The organism is Brevundimonas sp. (genome assembly GCF_046295775.1).
Classification (GTDB): Bacteria; Pseudomonadota; Alphaproteobacteria; order Caulobacterales; family Caulobacteraceae; genus Brevundimonas.
Genome location: NZ_JBKBML010000004.1, coordinates 165,803 through 186,483, shown reverse-complemented (window position 1 = coordinate 186,483; position 20,681 = coordinate 165,803). Strand labels below are relative to the sequence as shown.

The window sequence follows — 20,681 nt, the reverse complement described above, 5'->3', positions numbered from 1 at the left end:
CGTTTTACGCCCGGCTGCGGCGGAGGCGGCTATCTAGGGAAAGCCAATCTCAGTGTCAACCGGGCTTTTCAGCCTTTCCGCAGATCACGAAACCGAAGCTTCACAAGCCGCAAAAAACCGTCGGGAGCGAGGCCGGAGGGCCTTCCCTCAATCAATCCGACGATTCGATTGGAGCGCGGAGACTAGTCGGACCGTTCTGCGAAAGCAAGGACTTTTTCGTCCGCGTTTCCGCCGAAACCGGGAAGTTCAGAGAACCTCCGCAGCCCCGAGGGCCAGCCCGTCGCCGAGCGAGGCGGCCGTATACGTAGGGCCCGATTTGTCTGCAACGCCTTTTTGACGTTTCGGCGAAGTTTCTCGCGGAGCAGTGCTCGACGACCTTTGGCCTTCCGCGCGCGCTGTAGGTTTCAGCCCGCCGCGATGTAGGTCCGCAGACTGTCGGCTTCCAATCGGGCCTCGGCGATCTGGTGCTTCACCAGGTCCCCGATCGACACCACGCCGGCCAGCCGCTGCTCGCGAAGCACCGGCAAGTGGCGGATGCGTCGGTCGGTCATTCGCTCCATCAGGACGGCGACCGTCTCTGACGGCGCGGCGAAGACCACGTCCTTCGACATATAGTGGGAGACCGGCCTCACCAGTCCGTCAGCCCCGTCGCGCCCAACGGCACGGGTCACGTCGCGCTCCGAGATCACGCCTACGACCCTGTCGCCGTCACACACCACCAAGGCGCCGATGCGTCGACGATCCAGCTCCGCGCAGGCTTCCGCCAGGCCGAGGTCGGGGGCGACGGTGAACACCTCGCCGCCCTTGTCCTTTAGTATCTCGGATACGAGCATGGCGGCGCCTTCCCTGTTCTATGGAGAGCGGCCGCGCGGACGGGGCCGCTGTCAGGTCTCAGGATCGCCCAGACGGGCGCGGGAATCAAATCCGCCCCGGCCGATCAGCCGGCAGAGCAGCCCGATCGTCAGATATCCAGCGATGAAGCCGACAGCGTGCGCCTCCCAGGCGATGCGCGCGCCGCCCGCGCCGGGCATGAAGCCGATCAGGCCGACGATCAGATTGACCGCCATCCACGCGGCCGCCGCACCCAGGGCGCGTCGATCCAGAAGGGGCGACAGCCGCCCGGGCGTCGCCAAGAGGCGAACCGCCGCGCCGATCAGGCCAAAGACGGCACCCGAGGCCCCGACGACGGACTCCGGTCCGCCCCAATGCACCAGCCCGTAGCCCAAGGCGGCGACAACACCGCACATCACATAGAAGAATAGAAAGGCGAGACCGCCACGCGCGTCCTGGCCCAGCAGCCGCGCAACCGGCGCGCCGAAGGCCAGAGCCGCCACTGCATTCATCGCGACATGGGCCCACCCCCCATGCAGCAGCATGGAGGTGAACAGCGTCACCCAGTGGCCATCGATCAGATCCACCGGCCGGAACGCCCAGGCCAGCCCCTGATCCGGCAGACGGGTCTGTCCCATATAGAGAGCGGCCATCGACAGGGCGATCAGCAGAGGCAGGACAGGAGCGTTCAGAATCGGCTCGGATCGGCGCGGCGGCTCGGGAGGCGCAGGCGGCGGCGCGGACGGTTCGAATCGGCTCTCTGACCAGGGCATGAGGCACAGATGCGGGCCAAAGCGCCTGATCTCAAGCGGTTCTTAAGGTGTGGTCGTCAGATTGGCACGCGTGTTGCTTTACGCCTGATCAACGAATTCGCGTCGCCGGAGAGTCCATGACCCGCACAGCCATACTGTTCGCGACCGTCGCCGCCGCCTGCGTGACCCTGCCCGCCGCAGCGTCCGCCCAGTCGGCCGGCTCTTCAGGCGCGGCGCAGTTCCAAGCGGGATACGGCGCCGCGCGCTATACAACAGCGCGTCCGGCCACCGGCTCGACCCGCGACGCCAACAACAACCGCCTGATCGTCGACGGCATCATCCAGAGCGGCGCCTCCAGCTATTCGCGCGCCACCGGCGGCGTGGGCTCGTCCTATTCCGGTTCGGGCCAGGGCGGCTCGACCACCATCGGCGGCTCCACCGCCATCGGCAACAATCTGAACGTCATCGTTCAGGGCAACAACAACACCGTCATCGTGAACTCCAATCAGACCAATACCGGTAATGTCACGGCCGGCACGTCGCTGAACGGAAACCTGAGGCTTCCATGATCGCTCGCTCCACCCGCCTGGCGGGCGTCGCCGCCTGCGCGGCCCTGATGGTCTCCGGCTGCGTCAGCACGACGGCGGGTCCGTCGGGCCAGTACGCCTCGCCCATCGGCAATGCGCCGGTGACGGCGAACCCGACGCCGTATTCGACCGCGCTGTACTGCCTGGCCGACTATGCGCGCCGCTACAACCTGCCCTCGCCGCGCATCGCGGTCGGGCGGATCAGCGACTACACCGGCACGGTTTCGGCCGACGGCGGCCGCCAGATCACCGGCGGCGCCTCGCTGATGGCGTCCACCGCCCTGGCCAAGTCGGGCGCGCGCCTCGTCGAGCGTTACGACACCTCGGTGTCGGAGCTTGAGCTGCGCTACGCCAATAACAAGCTGATCGGCGACGAAGGCCCCGGCGGTCCGTCGGACCAGCAGTACCGCCGCATCCTAGCGGGCCAGGTTCCGGGCTCCGACTTCTACGTCGTTGGCGGCATCACCGAGGTGAACTACAACATCCGCTCGGGCGGCTTCGACGCCGGCATGGGCGAGATCGACACCAACCGTCCCGGCTCTGGCCTGATCCAGGCCAAGGTGTTCGTCATGAACGTCGCCATGGACCTGCGTCTGGTGCAGACCACAACGCTCGAGGTGGTGGACGTGATCTCCTATCAGAAGCAGATCGTCGGCCGAGAGATCTCGGCGGGCGTGTTCGACTTCCTGAATGGCAACGTCTTCGACATTTCGGCCGGCGGCAGCGCCATGGAGCCGACGCAGTTGGCCGTGCGCGCCATGGTCGAACGCGCCTCCGTCGAGTTCATGGCCAACCTGTACGGCGCTCCCGGCCCCGAAATCTGCCTGGACACGGCCAATGAGCCGCTGCGCGACACCTATGGCCCCACCGGCGGCTATTATCCCGCCTACCCCAATACGGATGTGAACAATGGCCAGACCCGCGCCGACCCGTCTCGCTGGCACGATCGCCGCGACGGCGCTGTGCGCCGCACTCGCTACTGAGGCGTCCGCGCAAAGTCAGGGCGGCGTCATCGTCCTGAATAACCAGCTGCAGCTCGGCGACGTCGTCTCCGGGGTGACGCTGGACGTGGTCGATGTGTCCGAGCAGGTGACGACTGCCAGCAATGCCCGCGGGGTTTCGCTGTCAGGCGCCGCTGAAGGCCAGAACATCGACCTGACTTCGACGCAGGAGACGCGCGGCGACGTTTCGGCTGACACCACGCTCACCCTGCGCGGCCACACCGAGGGTCGTGTCACCGCTGTGACCCAGGCGCAAGGCGCGGAACTGTCGATGGGCGTTTACAGCGCCCGCGCCGATGTCGCGGCCGAACAGCTGACCTCAGGCGACGTGACCGCCCGCACCCTGGTGACGCGCGAGGACGCGCGTCTGATCGGGGGCGGCGACCTGCAGGCCCACGCCTTTGGAAACAACGCCACTATGGGCGGCTCGGCGGCGCAGGTGCTCGGCTCGGTCGATCAGCGCGCCGAGGGCGACGTCCGTTCGTCGGTGCGCCTGGCGGGACAATACGTGCCCGGCCAAGCCGAGGGCTACGCTCAGGCGGTCGGCAACGCCGTGACCACGACAACCGGCTCGACCTCGCATCAGAACCTGACCATCGGCCAGTATTCCGCCGGCCAGGTGGTCGAAGCCGATTCCAGCATGAACGCCGGCAACGCCTGGGACATCGCCGCGCGCGCCCGCGCCGCCGGCAACCGCGTGCACAACACCAACCAAGGCGGCTCCCAGCTGGCCTATGTCGACCAGACCAACGACTCCTACGTCCGCTCGGCGGCGACGGTGACGGCCTATGACTACGGCTCGGCCACGGCTCACGCTCAGGGCGCGGGCAACGAAGTGACGGTCGGCAACAACGACATCTTCGTCGAGATCGAGAACAGCCAGTTCAACACCGGCGGCGTGGATGTGGTGACCCAGTTCCAGGGCGGCCGCGGCTATGACGCCTATGTCGGCGCCGACGCCGTCGGCAATTCGGTGACCGGCTACGCCTGTTCCGATTGCGGCGGACAGGTCAACGCCACCAACAGTCAGGTCAATCAGGGTGACGTCAGCGCGCGCGCGACGGCTACGGTAGGCGTCTCGGGGCGCAACACCGTGGTCGGGGCCAACGCCACAGGCAATGCGGCGACCTTCTACGTCGCGCGTCCAGGCGGACAGTAGGCGCTGGGCCAATCGCCGCATTACAGATCGGTAACTTGAGACACGCCGTTCGCCCGCCGAGGTTGCAGGTTGGGGGCGCGGCGACAGGGTCGCGTCATTATCGATCCTGATGCGCCCGAATGCCGGGCCGGAGTCTCTGAAAATGAAATCCGCACGTCGTCTTCTTCTGGCCGCCGCTTCGGGCGCGGTCCTGGTTTCGGTTGGCCTGGGCGCGCCCGCTCTTGCTGAAGCCCCAGCCGCCGTCGTGGCTCAAGAACTCCAGCCCTCCTCCCCCTGGGCCCAGGCCGCCAGCGACGTGCCGGCCGACCCGGCCGTGCGTTTCGGCCAGTTGCCCAACGGGATGCGCTACGCCCTGATGCGCAACGCCACCCCGCCCGGCCAGGCGTCGATCCGTCTGCGCATCGACGCCGGCTCGCTGATGGAGAACGAGGAACAGCTGGGTCTGGCCCACTTCGCCGAGCACATGGTGTTCAACGGCACCAAGAACATTCCCGAGACCGAGATGCTGCGCATCCTGGAGCGTCTCGGCCTGGCCTTCGGCGCCGACGCCAACGCCTTCACCAGCTTCGAGCAGACCGCCTATCTGCTCGAACTGCCCAACACCAATGAAGAGACCGTCGACACCAGCCTGACCATCCTGCGCGAAATGATGGGCGACGCCCTCATGGACGGCGCGGCAATCGACGCCGAGCGCGGCGTGATCGTCGGCGAGGAGCGCACGCGCAACACCCCGCAGCTCCGCGTGCTCAAGGCTCAGCTCGGTCTTCTGGCCCCCGGCCAGCGCCTGTCGCAGCGCCTGCCGATCGGCGACCTGGAAGTGATCCGCAACGCGCCACGCGAACGCTTCGTCGAATTCTATGACGCCTACTATCGTCCGTCGCGCGCCACCCTGATCATGGCCGGCGACTTCGACGTCGACGCCATGGAGGCCAAGGTCCGCTCGACCTTCGCCGACTGGACCGCAAAAGCCGCCGACGGCCCTGAGCCCGATCTGGGCGCCGTGCAGCCACGCGAGCCTGAAACCGCCATTCAGGTGGAGCCCGGCGTACAGTCCTCGATCCAGTTGAACTGGATCAAGAACCCCGACCTCAGCCCCGACACGGCTGAGAAGCGCTTGCAGAGCATCCGCCGCAGCCTGGGCCTGGCCGTGCTGAACCGCCGTCTGGGCGAGATCGCACGCGCGGACAATCCGCCGTTCCTCGGCGCCGGCGGCAGCTATCAGCAGCTCTTCAACAGCCTGGACATCGGCGTTCTGGGCGTCAGCTTCAATCCGGGGGAATGGCGGCCGGCTCTGGAGCGCGCCGAACAGGAGCAGCGCCGCCTGGTCCAGTACGGCGTGACCCAGGCCGAGCTGGATCGTGAGATCACCGCCAACCGCGCCGGTCTGGAGACCGCCGTCGCCTCGGCCGCCACGCGCTCGACGCCCGCCCTGGCCAACGCCCTGCTGGGCGCGGTCAATGACGACCGCGTATTCACCACCCCGGCGGAGAACCTGGCCCTGTTCAACCGCGCCGTCGAAGGCCTGACCGCCGATCAAGTCACCGCCGCCGCGCGCGAAGTCTTCGCCGGTCAGGGCCCGCTGGTGCTGTTCACCTCGCCCGTCGCCGTCGAGGGCGGCGAACAGGCCGTCACCGACGCCCTGAACGCCTCGCGTGAAACAACGGTCGCGGCCCCGGCTGCCCAAGCCGCCCTGGAATGGCCCTACGCCGACTTCGGGACGGCCGGCGTCGCCGGCCCGCGCAGCGAGATCGCCGACCTCGGCGTGACCCAGGTCAGCTTCCCCAACGGCGTGCGCCTGATCGTCAAGCCGACTGACTTCCGAGACCAGCAGATCCTCATCAACGTGCAGACCGGGGTCGGCGAGATGGGCCTGCCGACCGATCGCGTCACCGCCGCCTCCCTGGCCGACGCCGTCATGGCGCCCGGCGGCCTGGGCAAGCTGACGGTCGACGAGATGAACCGCGTCCTGGCCGGCCGCATCTTCAGCCGCGGCGTCAGCCAGGGGACCGACGCCTACAGCTTCTCCGGCGCCACGCGCCCCGAGGACCTGGAGCTGCAGATGCAAATTCTGACCGCCAGCCTGACCGATCCGGGCCTGCGCGCCGCGCCGTTCCAGCAGATCAAGTCGCTGTTCCCGCAGATCCTGGCTCAGGCCGGATCCACGCCGGGCGGCGCCTTCGGCCTGCGCGCCGGCGAGCTTCTGGCCAGCGGCGACAAGCGAGACGCCACCCCGACCGTCGAGGAAGTGGCGGCCATGACCATCGAGGATCTGCGCGCCGGCGTGCTGGCCGGAACCTCGACCGGCCCAATCGACATCACCGTCGTCGGTGATGTGACCGTCGACGCCGCCGTCGATGCCGTGGCCAAGACCTTCGGCGCCCTGCCCGCGCGTCCCGAACTGGCAGCGCCCCTGCCCGGCTCCGACCAGCGCCGCTTCCCCGCGCCGACTTCAGAGCCGGTGCGCCTGACCCATACGGGCCAGGCCGATCAGGCCCTGGCCTATGTCGCCTGGCCGACCACTGACTCGGTCGATGACCGCACCGAGGCGCGCCAGCTCTCCATCCTGTCGGACGTCCTACAGCTGCGGCTGAACGAGGAAATCCGCGAGAAGCTGGCGATCGCCTATTCGCCCAGCTCCAGCGCCTCATCGTCGAGCGTGTTCAGAGGTTACGGCTCTATCTCTGCCGTCGCCGAGGTGAAGCCCGACGATATCGCGCGCCTGCATGAAGCCTTGGACACGATCGCGGCCGATCTGCGCGACAATCCGATCAGCGAAGACGAGCTGAACCGCGCCCGCCGCCCGGCGGTCGAGCAGCTTCGTCGTCAGCAGGCCGACAACGGCTATTGGCTGGGGCAGCTGTCGGGCCTGCACCGCAAGCCCGCCTCGGTCGATGACATCCGCAGCCACGTCGCCGACCTGGAAGCGGTGAACGCTGCGGACCTGCAAGCCTTGGCGCAGAAGTACCTGCGTCCGGAAACCGCCTGGCGCGCGACGGTAACCGCCGAAGCCGCAAACTGAGGTCCGCCTCAAAGCCCCCTTCGCCTGAGCGGAGGGGGCTTTACGTCCTTATTCAAAACGCTCTAGCGTCAGCTCATGAGCGATCTGGATGCCTTCCGCACCGAAACCCGCGCCTGGCTTGAAGCCAACTGCCCGCCCGAATGCCGAGGCCCTCTGAAGGGCGAGGCTGACATGGTTTGGGGCGGGCGAAACGCCGTCTTTCCCACGCCTGCGCACAAGGTCTGGCTGGACCGCATGGCTGAGCGCGGCTGGACCGCGCCGGAATGGCCGGCCGAGTACGGCGGCGGCGGGCTGAGCCGCGAAGAGGCCAAGGTTCTGGCGTCCGAGATGCGCCGCATCCAGGCTCAGCCTCCACTCTACAGCTTCGGCGTCTGGATGCTGGGCCCCGCGCTTCTGGCCTTTGGCTCGGAAGAGCAGAAGAAGCGCTTCCTGCCCGAGATCGTGCGGGGCGAAATCCGCTGGTGCCAGGGCTATTCCGAACCCGGCGCTGGCTCGGACCTCGCCGCCATCCAGACCCGCGCCGAAGATCGCGGGGATCACTGGATCGTCAACGGCCAGAAGATCTGGACCTCCTACGCCGACAAGGCCGACTGGATCTTCTGCCTGGTGCGGACGGACGCGGAAGCGCCGAAACACCTGGGCATCTCGTTCGTGCTGTTCGACATGGCCACGCCCGGCGTGACCACCCGCCCGATCACCCTGATCAGCGGCAAGTCGCCCTTCTGCGAAACCTTCTTCGACGACGTGCGGGTCGAGAAGGAGAATCTGGTCGGCACGCTGAACCGCGGCTGGGACGTCGCCAAACACCTGCTGGCGCACGAACGCACGATGATCGGCGCCATGGGCGACGCAGGCGTTGGCCGCCCGCTGGGCCAGGTCGCGGCTGAAAGCGTCGGTCTGGACGAGGCCGGCCGCCTGGACGAGCCCATGCTGCGGGCCCGGATCGCCGAACTGGACATCGACGCCGCCGCCTTCCGTCTGGCCATGGAGCGCGTCGGCGACCAGGTGAAGGCCAAACAGGCGCACCCGGCCATGGCCTCCATGCTGAAATACTACGGCTCGGAGCTGAACAAGCGGCGCCACGAACTGGTCATGGCGGCCGGCGGATCGGAGGCGCTGGAGTGGGAGGGCGAGCGGTCCAAGGACGGCCAGGCCGCCCGCGACTGGCTGCGCACCAAGGCCAACTCCATCGAAGGCGGCACGTCAGAGGTTCAGCTGAACATCATCGCCAAACACCTGCTTCAGCTGCCGGGAGCCTGAGCCCATGCCCCTGATCCTGACGGAAGAACAGACGATGCTTCAGGAAGCCGCCGACGGCTTTCTGAACGACAACGCCCCCATCGCCCACCTGCGCAAACTGCGTGACGAACGCGATCCCGACGGTGTGTCGCGTGACCTGTGGCGGTCGTTCGGCGAGATGGGTTTCGCCGGCCCGCTGATCGACGAGGCCGACGGCGGGCTGGGCCTGGGTGCAGTGGAGGCGGGCGTGATCGCCGAGAGCCTGGGCCGCACCCTGACGCCCTCCCCCTTTTTCGGATCGGCGGTTCTGTCGGCCACGGTGCTCAAGACCGGCGACGAGAGCCAGCGGCAATGGCTGGGCAGGATCGCAGCCGGCGAGGCCATCGTCGCCCTGGCCGTGGATGAAGGCCCCAAGCACGCGCCGGCCCGCATCGCCGCGCGAGCCGAGCGGTCGGGCAACGGCTTCCGCCTGGACGGGACCAAGAGCTTCGTCCTGGACGGCCATGTCGCCGACGCTCTGATCGTCGCAGCTCAGGCGGACGAAGGGCTGACGCTCTTTCTGGTCGATCCGGCGATGGCGGGCGTGTACCGCAAGCGGACGGTCATGGTCGACGCCCACAACGCCGCGCGGGTGACCCTGTCGGGCGTCGAGGTCGACGCCGGCGCCGTGGTCGGCGCAGTCGGCGGCGGCGAGGCGGTTCTGGACAACGCGCTGTCGCTGGGCCGCGCCTGCGCCGCCTCGACCCTGGTCGGCGCCGGCGATCAGGCCTTCAAGGTGACGCTGGAGTATCTGCGCACCCGCAAGCAGTTCGGAAAGCTGATTGGCGAGTTCCAGGCCCTGCAGCACCGCGCCGCCCACCTGTTCACCGAGCTCGAGCTGGCCAAGGCGGCGACCCTGGCCGCGCTTCAGGCCATCGACGCCGGGCGCGAGGACGCCTCTCTGGCCGCCTCGGTCGCCAAGGCCAAGGCCGGCCGCGTCGCCGAACTGGCGGTTCAGGAGGCGGTGCAGATGCACGGCGGTGTCGGCATGACCGACGAGTTCGACGTCGGCCTGTTCATGAAGCGCGTGCGGGTCCTGAACGAACTGCTGGGCGACGCCCACTTCCACGCCGAACGCCTGGCCCGCGCCCAGGGGTTCTAGGCCGCCCGGATCACCAGGGCTTGAAGTGCTTCGACAGCTTCAGACCCTGGCGCTGGTAGTGGCTGCCGCCTTCGCCGTACAGGCGGGTCGGCCGCTCGGTCAGGGGCTCGTAGACCAGCCGCGCCACGATCTGGCCGTGCTCCAGCAGGAAGGGCGTGTCGTGGGTGCGGACCTCCAGCACGCCCTTTGAGCCCGCGCCGTGGGCCTCGTCGGTGCCGAAGCCCGGGTCGAAGAAGCCGGCGTAGTGGACCCGGAACTCGCCGACCGACGGATCGATCGGGGTCATCTCGGCGGCCTGATTCACCGGGATCTCGACATCGTCGGACGACGCCAGAATGTAGAACTCGCCCGGATCCAGCAGCAGCTCGCCGCGACGCAGGCTCAGCGGCTCCCAGAAGTCGCGCGGATCGTGGCCGTCGATGTGGTCCAGATCGACCACCCCGGCGTGGCGGCGGCCGCGGAAGCCGACGATGTCGCCGCCCTGCAGGTCGACGCCGACCGAGCGGGTCTCGAGCTTCGGCGGCTCGCCGGCCTTGAGGCGCAGTTGGTTGAGCCGCGTGCCCGGCCGCACCAGGATGGAGAAGGTCTGAGGCGCGATCTCGAGATACAGCGGCCCCTCATAGCCCGCGGCCACGTCGTCGAAGCTGGCGCCGCGGTCGGTCAGCAGGCGCACGAAGACGTCGACGCGGCCGGTCGAGCTCTTGGGATTGGCGCGGGCGATCAGGCCGGGCGGCAGGCTCAGCCGCTCTTGCAGACGGGCGATATAGACGCAGCCCTTCTCCAGCACATAGCCGCCCGACAGATCGATGGCGTGCATGGCCACGTCGGCGATGCGGTCGGCCACCAGACGCTGACCGGGCAGGAAGGACGCGCGCACGCGCCACGCCTGATCGGACAGGCGCAGGTCCAGGCTGGCCGGCTGCACCTGGTCGAAATCAAACGACGTGTCGGTGGCGATCGCGCCGCCGGCGATCAGGACTTCGATCGACTGGCACGGCAGGATGCCCGTGCGGTCGGAAAGGTCGATAGGGTTCATGCCGTCCTGTCTCGTACGCGTCGCCCCGCCCGGCGGTCGAGAATGGGCGTCGAAGACAAGCGGTCGCGCTTGCGCCTGAAGCCCGGCGGGGTCAGCCTATAGCCCATGCATGATGCTCCTGCCTATAGCGCCGAAACCGACGGAATCGTGGTGCGCGTTCGCCCCAGCTATCTGGCGGGCCAGTCCGACCCGGACGGCGGTCGCTGGGTCTGGGCCTATCAGGTCGAGATCGTGAACCTGACCACAGGCCCGGTGCAGCTGATGGCGCGGCGCTGGACCATCACCGACGCGACCGGCCACGTGGAGGAGGTGCGTGGGCCCGGCGTAGTGGGCGAGCAGCCCGTGATCGCGCCGGGCGAGGCCTATGCCTACGCCTCGGGCTGTCCCTTGGGCACGGCGTCAGGGACCATGGTCGGCGCCTATTACATGACCGACGACCGCGGCCGCGCCTTCGAAGCGCAGATTCCGGCCTTCAGCCTGGACGTGCCGGACCCGAAGCGGCTGCTGAATTGATTGGAAGGTCCGGCAGGTCGGGGCTGCGTCAACCCGGATAACCGCAGCCCCGCCCCCTGGAGTCTCGCCGGCCGCTTGCGCGGACCGGCGAGTAGGAAGGCGGCCCCATAGGGGGCGTTCGTGTCACGCAAATGACGACGCGGCGCTCAAGTCGTGAGCGACCGCGTCGCGAACGTAGCGCGCTTAGATATACCGCCGCAGGCTGCGGGCCAGGTCCGAGGCGCCGTCCTTGGCGCCCTTGCGGACCTGGGGCTGGTAGGCGACGCGGGCGTGCTCGACGCAATAAACGCCTTCCGAGGCGCGACGGCCGCAGAAGCTGAACTCGCGCGAGGACGGGTCGCCGATCGGCCATTTGCACATGTGGGCGCCCAGCGTCAGCACAGTGGCGGTGCCGGGCAGTTCCGGGGCCTGGGCCGGCGTCGGGGCCACGGGTTGGGCGGCGCGGGGCTGCACGGCCTCGATGCGGCGCGGGGCGGACGGCGCCTGGGTCGGAGCGGGGGCGGCCGGACGGGGACGGGCGGTCTTGAAGGTGGCGCGAGCCGGCTGCGACGGCGCGGCGCGGCCCGACAGACCCAGCCGGTGCACCTTGCCGATCACGGCGTTGCGGGTGACGCCGCCGCCCAGCTGTTTGGCGATCTGGCTGGCCGATTGGCCTTCAAGCCACAGCTTCTTCAGCGCGCCGACGCGGTCTTCAGTCCAGCCTGCGGTCATGGGCCTGCCCTCCGGGTGGTGATTCAACATTTGGTGCGAGCCCTTCCTCCGAGAGGCTCGACCCACCACTAATCGTAAAGCAGACCTTAAAGAGCGCAATATGTGCGAATTGCGCTGTCCACAGAAACCAGATGTTGATTCGTTTCGGGACGAACTTGCGCACAGCTTCCGAAGGGCTCATCTGCGGCGCCATGACCGATCTCGCCTCGACCCGCCCTTCCGGCCTGCCTCAGCCCCGCCGTTACGACGGGATCAACTGGGTCGGGGTGCAGACCCTGTATCTGCGCGAGGTGCGGCGCTTCTGGAAGGTCGGCGCCCAGACGGTGGCGGCGCCGGTGGTCACGACCCTGCTCTATATGCTGGTCTTCGTGGTGGCGTTGCAGGGCGCGCGGCCGCCGCTGCACGGCACGCCCTTCGCCGAGTTCGTGGCGCCGGGCCTGATCATGATGGCGATCCTGAACAACGCCTTCGCCAACTCCTCGTCCAGCCTGATCCAGGCCAAGATCATGGGCACGTCGACGGACTTCCTGACCCCGCCGCTCAGCCCGCTGGAGCTGACGCTGGGTTTCACCCTGGGGGCTGCGACGCGCGGCGTGGCGGTCGGCCTGGTGACGGCGATCTGCGTCCTGCCCTTCGCCCGGATGGGTGTCGCAAACCTGGGTCTGATCCTGTTCTACGGCCTGATCGCGTCCCTGCTGATGGGCATGATCGGCGTGATGGCGGGACTTTGGGCCGAAAAGTTCGACCAGCTGGCGGCGGTTCAGAACTTCGTCGTCCTGCCCATGACCTTCCTGTCGGGGGCCTTCTATCTGGTCGACAACCTGCCGGAGCCCTTCTCGACGCTCAGCCGGTTCAATCCCTTCTTCTACCTGATCGACGGCTTCCGCGCCGGTTTCATCGGCCATGCGGAGGGCTCGGTCGTGATCGGCATGGCCATGAGCCTGGGTCTGACGCTGATCATGGGCTGGGCCTGCTGGGCGGTGTTCCGGTCGGGCTGGCGGCTCAAGAGCTGATCGGCTAGCCAAGGCCCCTGACCTTTGGAGGGGCCTTACCCATGATGTTCCGCACGCTCGGCGCTGTCGCCGCCCTGATGCTCGCCGCTCAGTCGGCATCGGCTCAAACGGCTTCGCCTGAAACCCTGCGCGCCGCCGTCGCCGCCTATGTGCTGCCGACGAACGAGGCCCGTACCCAGGTCGTGGTCGAGCAGCTGCGCGCCGCAGGCTTCGAGCCCGTGGTCGAGACCTTCGAGGGCGGGGGCCGCCAGACCGGGCCGATGGAGGGTCGCAACGTCGTCGCCGTCTTCGGCCCCGAGGGCGCAAAGGAAATCCTGATCACCGCCCACTATGACGCGGCGAAGCTGCGCGACGGCTCTCTGGCCCATGGGGTGGTCGACAATGCGGCCTCGGTCGTCGGCGTCATCGAGGCGGCGCGCCTGCTCAAGGACAAGGCCCTGAACCACCGCGTGCGGGTCATCCTGTTCGATCAGGAGGAGCTGGGCCTGGTGGGCGCGCGCATGTGGATCGAGGCGCACGGGATCGCCAATGTCGCGGCGGTGGTGAACTCCGACGTCGCCGCCTATGGCGACACGATGATGTACGGCCAGAACAGCGGGGCGCCCTCGGCCTTCGTCACGCGCGCGGTCCAGGAGCTGTGCGCCGAGCGGGCGATGCAGTGCGTGGGCTTCCCCATCTATCCGCCGTCCGACGACCGGGCCTTCACTGCGGCCGGCGCGCCGGTGGTGTCGCTGGGTTTCCAGGACGAGGTCGGCGCCCACCAGATGTGGCTGGCCTTCAATGGCGGCGAGAACAACGGCCTGGCCGAAGGCTTCACACCTCAGGTCTTCCGGGTGATCCACTCGGCCGAGGACACGATGGAGGCCGTCGAGCCGGCCACGGTGGCGCGGGCAGCCGAAACCTATGCGGCCCTGATCGAAAAGCTGGACCGCGAGATCGCAGCCCGCTGATTTCACGATGCCCCGTCTCCCCGGCGAAAGCCGGGGCCCAGGGCAACATTCTGGACCTTTGCGCTCAACCTCCTAGACCCCGGCTTTCGCCGGGGAGACGGAGATTAGAACGACTTAGAGGGCGGGCTTTTCAGCGAACTGCCCGCCCTTGCGGTAGCGCCACAGATACGACGGCGCGATGGCCTCCAGGCCAGTGGGCTGCAGGCCCAGCTCGGCCAGACCCTCCGCGCCGTCGGCCACGACGTTGTCGCGCTCCAGCATCAGCACCTGATCGCGGGTCAGCGGCGGAGCGATGCCAAACAGGGCCGTCATCTGCATCGCCGAACCCATGGCGCGGGCGACCGGGAAGGGCAGCGGGATCAGGCCGCGCGTGCGGTTGGTCTCGCGCAGGATCAGCTTCAGCACCTCTTCGAACGTCAGGACGGCCGGGCCGCCCATTTCGAAGGTGCGGCCGGCCGCAGCGGGCTCGACCACGGCGCGGGCGATGGCTTCGGCCACGTCGCCGACATAGACCGGCTGGAACCGGGTCTGGCCGCCGCCGATCAGCGGCAGGGCCGGCGCCAGGCTGGCCATCGAAGCAAAGCGGTTCAGGAAGTCGTCGCCGGCGCCGAAGACGATCGACGGACGCAGGATCACGGCGTCGGGATAGACGGCGCGCACGGCGGCCTCGCCTCCGGCCTTGGAGCGGCCGTAGGCGGCGGGGCTGTCCTCATCGGCGCCGATGGCCGACATCTGCACGAACCGGGTAACGCCCGCGGCCTTGGCCGCCTCGGCCGCCGACCGCGCCGCGTCCACGTGCATGGCGTCGAAGGACCGCTTGCCGTTCTCGAACAGCACGCCGACCAGATTGACCACGGCGTCAGCGCCGGCGACAGCGCGCGACACGTCCTGGGGGTTGCCGATGTCGCAGCGCATCAGCTGGATTTGGCCGACGTCGCCCAGCGGCTGAAGCTCGTTGGCGGTGGTCGGCTTGCGCACCGCCACCCGCACGCGCCAGCCCCGACGCGCCAGGGCGCACACGGCCTGCGAGCCGATGAAGCCCGAACCGCCGAAGACGGTGACCAGACGCGGACCAAACTGAGCCATCGGGCGCTCCCCAAACAGGCGGCGGAAATCGAGCGTCGGATTAGACGAAGCGGCGCACGGCCGCAACGCGCGGCCTCAACGTCCGTCGAACACGATTTCGCCGTCCACAACCGTCAGCACCGCCTTGCCCTTCGGGATGTCGGCCTCGAGCACGGTCATCAGGTCGATGTCGAAGGCGGTGAAGTCGGCGCGCTTGCCCGGCTCGATCGTGCCCAGCTCGTCCTCGCGGAACGAGGCCCAGGCCGGCCACAGGGTGAACATCTTGAGCGCCGTCTCGCGCGACACCGCCTCCTGAGGCCGCCAGTCGGGCCCTTGGAAGCCCTGCAGGTCGCGCCGGGCGACGGCGGCGTAGAACTCGATCAGCGGATCGCCCCGCTCGACCGGCGCGTCAGAGCCGCCGACCACCACGACGCCGCGATCCGACAGGCTCTTCCAGGCATAGGCGCCGTCCAGCCGCGCGTCGCCCAGGCGGGCGGGGGCGAAGTGCAGGTCGCCGATGGCGTGGCTGGGCTGCATGGAGGCCACGATCGGCAGGTCGTGGAACCAGTGATAGTCGCCGGGGCGCAGGATCTGGGCGTGCTCGATGCGCCAGCGCGGATCGGCGGCCTTCCACTCGCCGCGCGGCGTCTCGGTCATGGCGCGGGCGTACCAGTCCACCACCTCGCGATTGCCCCGGTCGCCGATGGCGTGGGTGGCGATCTGGATGCCGGAGCGCAGCGCGGCCTCGTACAGAGGCACGGCCTCGGCCTCGGTGGTCTGCATCAGGCCTCGCGTGCCCGGCTGGTCGGCGTAGGGGTCAAACAGGGCCGCGCCGCGCGATCCCAGCGCCCCGTCGGCGTAGAACTTCACCGCCCGGGTTATGACCCGTCCGTCAGCCACGCTGCGCGGGCCAGACGCGAACAGCGCCCGAGCGCCATCGGGTGTGACGCTGTTGTAGAGCCGCAGCGGCGCCTGGCCGGCCTCGGCCATGGCTTCCAGCAGCGGAATGTCCTTCCAGGGCGCGGACATGAAGTGCACGCCTGTCCAGCCGTATCGGGCATAGACCTTGAAGCCCTCGCCATAGGCGGTGCGCGTTGCGGCCTCGTCGGCTTGAGGCATCAGGTCCGCGACAAGCTGCTCCGCCGCGTCGACCAGCATTCCCGTGGGCCGGCCCTGCGCGTCCTTCAGGATTTCGCCGCCTGAAGGGGGCTGGGTGTCGCCGTCGATGTTCGCGGCCGCCAGGGCGGCGCTGGACACTACGACCGCATGGCCGTCTGCCCGGCCCAGCAGCACGATCCGGCCCGGCGCCGCCGCGTCCAGGTCGGCGGCGGTCAGAAAGCGGCCTTCCGGCCAGTGTGTCTCGATCCAGCCGCGCCCGGCAATGACGCCCTCGGGATGCGCCTGGGCCCAGGCTGACAGCCGGGCCATGGCCTCGGCCACTGAGGCCGAGCCTTCAAGGTTCAGCGTCATTTCGCGCCAGCCGATCCCGTCCAGATGGGCGTGGCCGTCGGTAAAGCCGGGAAATAGGGCGGCGCCGTTCAGCTCGACCACCTGGACGCCCGTGGCGTCCGGCACATCCGCGAGGTGGCCGACGAAGGCGATGCGCCCGTCGCGCACCAGGACCGCCTCGGCGGGGGCCTGGCCGTCGACGCCGGTATGGATGGTCCCGCCGCGGATCAGCAGGTCCTGGGCCAGGGCGCCCGACGGCAGGGCGAGGGCGATGAAAGAAGCGAACAGGGTTAGGCGCATGGCGGTCTCCTCGAAACTCTCAATCCGCGCCGGTCAGCAGAGCGCGGGCCTCGGCGCCGGTGCGGGCGGTCGGGTCGCGGACCTCGATCTCGACGGCCACGGCGCCTTCAGGCGCGTGAGCCCACAGGTAGCGGCGCTCGATCTCGACCTCGCGGCCCGAGGGGGCGAAGCCGGTGAAACTGTCGCCCCAAGGCGTGATCTGGCGGATGTCGGGCCACGGCAGGGCGCAGGCGGCGTCCAGCTCTTCGATGGCCATGGCGGACAGTTCGTCGTCCGCGTTCGCAGGGGGCGGGATCACAGCCATCGGCGGACCTTCTGGGCGTATTCGGTCCAGGCGGGACCGAACTTGCGCGCCAGATAGACTTCTTCGCGGACAATCACGAGCTGGTCGATGACGATCAGGCACGGCAGGATGAGGGCCAGGGCGATCGGGCTGTCCATGGCTGTGCTGAACCCCAGATAGATCAGGGTGAAGCCGAGATAGATCGGATTACGGCTCAGGCCGTAAAGGCCGCCGGTCGCCAGGGCCGTGGTCGGTTTCCACGGCTCGGCTGGCGTGCCGAGCCGACGCAGACCCGCCACCGCCGCCCACTCGGTGACGAGGCCGCCGATCACCAAGGCGAAGGCCAAGCCGCGCCTGAATGTCGGCTCCAGTCCCAGGCCGGGCGGGTTGACCAGTTCGCCCAGCCCCCAGCCAGCCAGCAGGAAACCTAGAAAGATCAGGGGCGGCGGCGCGATGACGCCGGGCGTGTCGCGCGTGCTCAAGGCCGGGCGTCCTCGTCGGCGTAGATGGCGACGCGCGCGGGCTCGGACGATGACGCCGCGCCCCGATACATGCCCGAGGTGGTCATGGCGTAGGCGGGCTGGCCGTCGCGGCTCATGACGATGACCCCGCCCGAACCGCCCAGCGCCAGGGCCTCGTCCACCTCTGCCTGGCCGGCGACCTGGCCCGATGCGCCCGAGGCCATGCGGGCGCAGATGTCGCGCGCCACGGTGGCGCGGATGAAATACTCGCCGTCGCCCGTGGCCGAGACCGCGCAGCCGTCCGTGTTGGAGGCGTAGGTGCCCGCGCCGATCACCGGCACATCGCCGACCCGGCCCCAGCGCTTGCCCGACATGCCGCCGGTCGAGGTGCCGGCCGCCAGATTGCCCGACTGGTCCAGCGCCACGGCGCCGACGGTGCCGAACTTGCGCTCGTTCAGCGGCGGCTGCGGCAGGCTCGCCAGGCCCTGACCGGCCGCCGACGCACCTTCCGGCCGCGTAGGGATCGGATCGCCGCGCTCGCGCAGCTGGCGCTCCAGCCCCTGCCAGCGCCGCTCGGTAAAGAAGAAGGCAGGATCGACCTGCTCGAGCCCCACCGAGGCGGAGAAGGCGTCGGCGCCCTCGCCGATCAACATGACGTGGGGCGACTGTTCCATGATGGCGCGGGCCGCCGCGATCGGGTGGCGCGTGCGGGTCAGGCCTGCCGCGGCGCCGGCGGTCAGGTCGGCGCCGTTCATGACGGCAGCGTCCAGCTCGGTCTTGCCCTCGGCGGTGAAGACGGCTCCGCGCCCCGCGTTGAACAGCGGGTCGTCCTCCATGATCTCGATGGCGGCCTGGATCGCATCCAGCGCCTCGCCGCCCGAACGCAGCACGGCCGATCCGGCCTCAAGCGCCCGCGTCAGGGCCGCACGATAGGCGGCATCCTGTTCGGGACTGAGGTTGGCGCGCTCGATGACGCCGGCGCCCCCGTGGATGGCCAGAGACCAGCGCGGCGCCTCTTGGGCCTTAACCGCACCCGCCAGAGCCGCCATGGCCACGGCCAGCATTCCCATGCGCATCATCTCGCCCTCCCGAATGATCTTCGGGCGCTCAGGATCGATGATGCGCCCGCTTCCACAGGTGGTAGGCGATGATGGGCAAAAAGCCCACCACCACCGCAAGGGCGATCAAAGGCAGAAAGCCCTCGATGTAGCGGCCGCCGATCCCTGCGGCCACGCCGGCGAGCGGCGGGCCGAGGAAGGGCAGCCAGGTCGGCGGCTTTGGCATGGATCAGGCGTCGACCTTGATGACGCCGCGACGGATCTGGTCCAGCTCGATGGAGTCGAACAGAGCCTGGAAATTGCCCTCGCCGAACGCCTGATTGCCCTTGCGCTGGATGATCTCGAAGAAGATCGGGCCGAAGGTGTCCTGGGTGAAGATCTGCAGCAGCAGGCCGTCTTCGTCAGAACCGTCGATCAGGATGCGGTTTTCGCGCATGCGGGCGACGTCGTGGCCATGGCCCGGCAGGCGCTTGTCGATCAGGTCGAAATAGGTGTCGATCGTGTCCTGGAAGGGGATGCCGCGACGCTTCATCTCTTCGACGGTCTCGAAGATGTCGTCGGTGGCGAGCGCGATGTGCTGGATGCCCTCGCCGTTGTAGCGACGCAGGAACTCCTCGATCTGAGAGTTCTCGTCCTGGCTTTCGTTCAGCGGAATGCGGATGGCGCGGTCGGGCGCGATCATCGCCTGGGACAGCAGGCCGGTCGCCTTGCCCTTGATGTTGAAGTACTTCTGCTCCTCGAAGGCGAAGACGTCGCCGTAGAAGCCCGACCAGGTGCGCATCTCGCCGCGCCGCACATTGTGGGTCAGGTGATCCAGGGTGTGCAGGCCGACGCTGTTTTCGGCCTCCTTGGCCTGCCAGCCTTCGACCTCGGTCCAGCCGGAATACAGCGAGCCTTTCGAGCCGTAGTCGTCGATCAGATACAGCAGCGATCCGCCGATGCCCTCGAGCGTATAGGCGCCGTCGCCGAGCGCACCGCCTTGCGAGCCTTCGGCCGGCTGGGCCCCACGCGAGACCGCGCCCTCATAGGCCGCCTTGGCGTCGGCGACTCGGAAGGCCATGCCGTTGGCCGAAGGGCCGTGGTCCTTGGAGAACTCCTCGGCCTGACCCTGGGGCGTCATGTGCACCAGGAAGGAGATGTCGCCCTGCTTCAGCCGGATCACCGCGCCGTCGGGGCGGGTGTGGGTGTGAGTGAAGCCCATCAGCTCCAGCCGTTCCTTCATCGATTGCGGATCGGGGCCGGTGAACTCGACGAACTCGAAGCCGTCCACGCCGAGCGGGTTTTCACGGTCCAGGCGGGCGGAGGCTTCCGATTGGGGCGCGTCGTGCATGGGGCGTCTCCTGAATGCATTGGGCGGTCCGGGCCGCCGGTTGGGGCGGAACCTAGTGTCCGACGCCCGCCAAGCCAAGCCAGACGCCGTTCACGGCTGCGTGGCGTCGCAGGGGGCAGGTCATGGATGCGCGGTCGGTTCAGGCCTGCTAGACCGCCGGCGTAACGTCGGGAACGCCGCATGCTTCGCAAGATGTACGACTGGGTCTTCTCCCTGGCCCGTCACCGCCACGCGACCAAGTCGCTGGCCGCCATTTCCTTCGCGGAGAGCAGCTTCTTTCCAATCCCGCCGGACGTCATGCTGGCGCCCATGGTGCTGGCGCGGCCGGACCGGGCCTATTTCTACGCCACCGTCTGCACCATCGCGTCGGTGCTGGGCGGCCTGTTGGGCTACGCCATCGGCCACTTCCTGGAGCCGGTCGGAATGTCGCTGCTGGCGCTGATGGGCAAGGCGGACAGTTTCGAGACCTCCAAGGAACTGTTCCAGCAGCACGGCGCCTGGGTCATTCTGATCAAGGGGCTGACGCCCATTCCCTACAAGCTGATCACCATCGCCGCGGGCATCTTCAGCTTCAGCCTGCCGCTGTTTATCGTGCTGTCGGTCATCACGCGCGGCGCGCGCTTCTTCCTGGTGGCCTTCGTGCTGAAGACGTTCGGCCCCGCCATGCTGGAGGTGATCGAGAAGCGGCTGGCCTTCTGGACCATCCTCTTCGTGGTGGTCCTGGTCGGCGCCATCGTGGCGGTGCGTTTCATCTGATCGACGGGGCGTTCGGGCGCAGCTAGG

21 protein-coding genes are annotated in these 20,681 nt (G+C 68.6%); 10 read left to right on the top strand and 11 right to left on the bottom strand.

The window, feature by feature from the left end; translation table 11 throughout:
• Nucleotides 1–404: 404 nt before the first annotated feature.
• Together ACK4I0_RS04600 and ACK4I0_RS04595 are read right to left on the bottom strand one after the other, a co-directional pair.
• Nucleotides 405–833: a CBS domain-containing protein gene (locus ACK4I0_RS04600; protein ID WP_409608448.1), complete on the bottom strand. Its 429-nt coding sequence runs from the start codon at nt 831–833 to the stop codon at nt 405–407.
• Between the two features lie 51 nt (nt 834–884).
• Nucleotides 885–1,484, bottom strand: coding sequence for a rhomboid family intramembrane serine protease (locus tag ACK4I0_RS04595; protein WP_409608446.1), 600 nt, complete (start codon nt 1,482–1,484; stop codon nt 885–887).
• Between the two features lie 236 nt (nt 1,485–1,720).
• Here ACK4I0_RS04595 and hfaA point away from each other — a divergent pair, with 236 nt between their 5' ends.
• The 6 genes from hfaA (at nt 1,721) to ACK4I0_RS04565 (ending at nt 9,729) form a co-directional block, all read left to right on the top strand.
• Nucleotides 1,721–2,152, top strand: coding sequence for a holdfast anchoring protein HfaA (hfaA, locus tag ACK4I0_RS04590; RefSeq protein ID WP_409608444.1), 432 nt, complete (start codon nt 1,721–1,723; stop codon nt 2,150–2,152).
• Nucleotides 2,149–3,153, top strand: coding sequence for a holdfast anchoring protein HfaB (gene hfaB / locus ACK4I0_RS04585; RefSeq protein ID WP_409608442.1), 1,005 nt, complete (start codon nt 2,149–2,151; stop codon nt 3,151–3,153). The genes hfaA and hfaB overlap by 4 nt, the downstream gene beginning before the upstream one ends.
• On the top strand, nt 3,080–4,330 hold the full coding sequence (gene hfaD, locus ACK4I0_RS04580) for a holdfast anchor protein HfaD (RefSeq protein ID WP_409608440.1): 1,251 nt from the start codon (nt 3,080–3,082) through the stop codon (nt 4,328–4,330). Before hfaB ends, hfaD begins: the two co-directional genes overlap by 74 nt.
• Before the next feature lie 142 nt (nt 4,331–4,472).
• Nucleotides 4,473–7,349, top strand: a complete 2,877-nt coding sequence (locus tag ACK4I0_RS04575; protein WP_409608438.1) for a M16 family metallopeptidase — start codon at nt 4,473–4,475, stop codon at nt 7,347–7,349.
• 75 nt (nt 7,350–7,424) lie between these two features.
• On the top strand, nt 7,425–8,609 hold the full coding sequence (locus ACK4I0_RS04570; protein ID WP_409608436.1) for an acyl-CoA dehydrogenase family protein: 1,185 nt from the start codon (nt 7,425–7,427) through the stop codon (nt 8,607–8,609).
• A gap of 4 nt (nt 8,610–8,613) precedes the next feature.
• Nucleotides 8,614–9,729 (top strand): acyl-CoA dehydrogenase family protein, encoded by a 1,116-nt coding sequence (locus tag ACK4I0_RS04565; RefSeq protein WP_409608434.1) that lies wholly within the window; start codon nt 8,614–8,616, stop codon nt 9,727–9,729.
• Between the two features lie 10 nt (nt 9,730–9,739).
• On the opposite strand, the gene ACK4I0_RS04560 is transcribed toward ACK4I0_RS04565, so the two are convergent.
• Complete coding sequence (locus tag ACK4I0_RS04560; protein ID WP_409608432.1) at nt 9,740–10,765, bottom strand: 2'-deoxycytidine 5'-triphosphate deaminase; 1,026 nt, start codon at nt 10,763–10,765, stop codon at nt 9,740–9,742.
• Between the two features lie 105 nt (nt 10,766–10,870).
• Here ACK4I0_RS04560 and apaG point away from each other — a divergent pair, with 105 nt between their 5' ends.
• Nucleotides 10,871–11,278 carry a Co2+/Mg2+ efflux protein ApaG gene (gene apaG / locus ACK4I0_RS04555; RefSeq protein WP_409608430.1) on the top strand — a complete coding sequence of 136 codons (408 nt, stop codon included), beginning with the start codon at nt 10,871–10,873 and terminating at the stop codon, nt 11,276–11,278.
• 183 nt (nt 11,279–11,461) lie between these two features.
• Here apaG and ACK4I0_RS04550 read toward each other — a convergent pair whose 3' ends face one another.
• Nucleotides 11,462–11,989, bottom strand: coding sequence for a GcrA family cell cycle regulator (locus ACK4I0_RS04550; protein WP_409608428.1), 528 nt, complete (start codon nt 11,987–11,989; stop codon nt 11,462–11,464).
• 191 nt (nt 11,990–12,180) lie between these two features.
• Here ACK4I0_RS04550 and ACK4I0_RS04545 point away from each other — a divergent pair, with 191 nt between their 5' ends.
• Both ACK4I0_RS04545 and ACK4I0_RS04540 read left to right on the top strand, forming a co-directional pair.
• Nucleotides 12,181–13,002: an ABC transporter permease gene (locus ACK4I0_RS04545; RefSeq protein WP_409608426.1), complete on the top strand. Its 822-nt coding sequence runs from the start codon at nt 12,181–12,183 to the stop codon at nt 13,000–13,002.
• A 41-nt stretch (nt 13,003–13,043) separates the two neighbouring features.
• The gene (locus ACK4I0_RS04540; protein WP_409608424.1) at nt 13,044–13,952 is read left to right on the top strand and encodes a M28 family metallopeptidase; all 909 of its coding nucleotides are present in this window, start codon (nt 13,044–13,046) and stop codon (nt 13,950–13,952) included.
• A gap of 114 nt (nt 13,953–14,066) precedes the next feature.
• Here ACK4I0_RS04540 and ACK4I0_RS04535 read toward each other — a convergent pair whose 3' ends face one another.
• The 7 genes from ACK4I0_RS04535 to hppD form a co-directional block, all read right to left on the bottom strand.
• Nucleotides 14,067–15,038 (bottom strand): complex I NDUFA9 subunit family protein, encoded by a 972-nt coding sequence (locus ACK4I0_RS04535; protein WP_409608422.1) that lies wholly within the window; start codon nt 15,036–15,038, stop codon nt 14,067–14,069.
• A gap of 75 nt (nt 15,039–15,113) precedes the next feature.
• A complete protein-coding gene (locus ACK4I0_RS04530) occupies nt 15,114–16,766 on the bottom strand; it encodes an amidohydrolase (protein ID WP_409608420.1) in 1,653 nt (550 codons plus the stop codon).
• Between the two features lie 19 nt (nt 16,767–16,785).
• Complete coding sequence (locus ACK4I0_RS04525) at nt 16,786–17,070, bottom strand: hypothetical protein (protein ID WP_409608418.1); 285 nt, start codon at nt 17,068–17,070, stop codon at nt 16,786–16,788.
• On the bottom strand, nt 17,061–17,531 hold the full coding sequence (locus tag ACK4I0_RS04520; RefSeq protein WP_409608416.1) for a methyltransferase family protein: 471 nt from the start codon (nt 17,529–17,531) through the stop codon (nt 17,061–17,063). Before ACK4I0_RS04520 ends, ACK4I0_RS04525 begins: the two co-directional genes overlap by 10 nt.
• Nucleotides 17,528–18,589, bottom strand: a complete 1,062-nt coding sequence (locus ACK4I0_RS04515; RefSeq protein ID WP_409608414.1) for an isoaspartyl peptidase/L-asparaginase family protein — start codon at nt 18,587–18,589, stop codon at nt 17,528–17,530. The genes ACK4I0_RS04520 and ACK4I0_RS04515 overlap by 4 nt, the downstream gene beginning before the upstream one ends.
• 28 nt (nt 18,590–18,617) lie before the next feature.
• Nucleotides 18,618–18,794: a hypothetical protein gene (locus ACK4I0_RS04510; RefSeq protein WP_409608412.1), complete on the bottom strand. Its 177-nt coding sequence runs from the start codon at nt 18,792–18,794 to the stop codon at nt 18,618–18,620.
• 3 nt (nt 18,795–18,797) lie between these two features.
• Entirely contained in the window at nt 18,798–19,898 is a 1,101-nt protein-coding gene (hppD, locus tag ACK4I0_RS04505; RefSeq protein ID WP_409608410.1) for a 4-hydroxyphenylpyruvate dioxygenase, read from the bottom strand.
• A 180-nt stretch (nt 19,899–20,078) separates the two neighbouring features.
• On the opposite strand from hppD, the gene ACK4I0_RS04500 reads away from it, so the two are divergent.
• On the top strand, nt 20,079–20,654 hold the full coding sequence (locus ACK4I0_RS04500) for a YqaA family protein (RefSeq protein WP_409608408.1): 576 nt from the start codon (nt 20,079–20,081) through the stop codon (nt 20,652–20,654).
• The last annotated feature ends 27 nt before the right edge of the window (nt 20,655–20,681 follow it).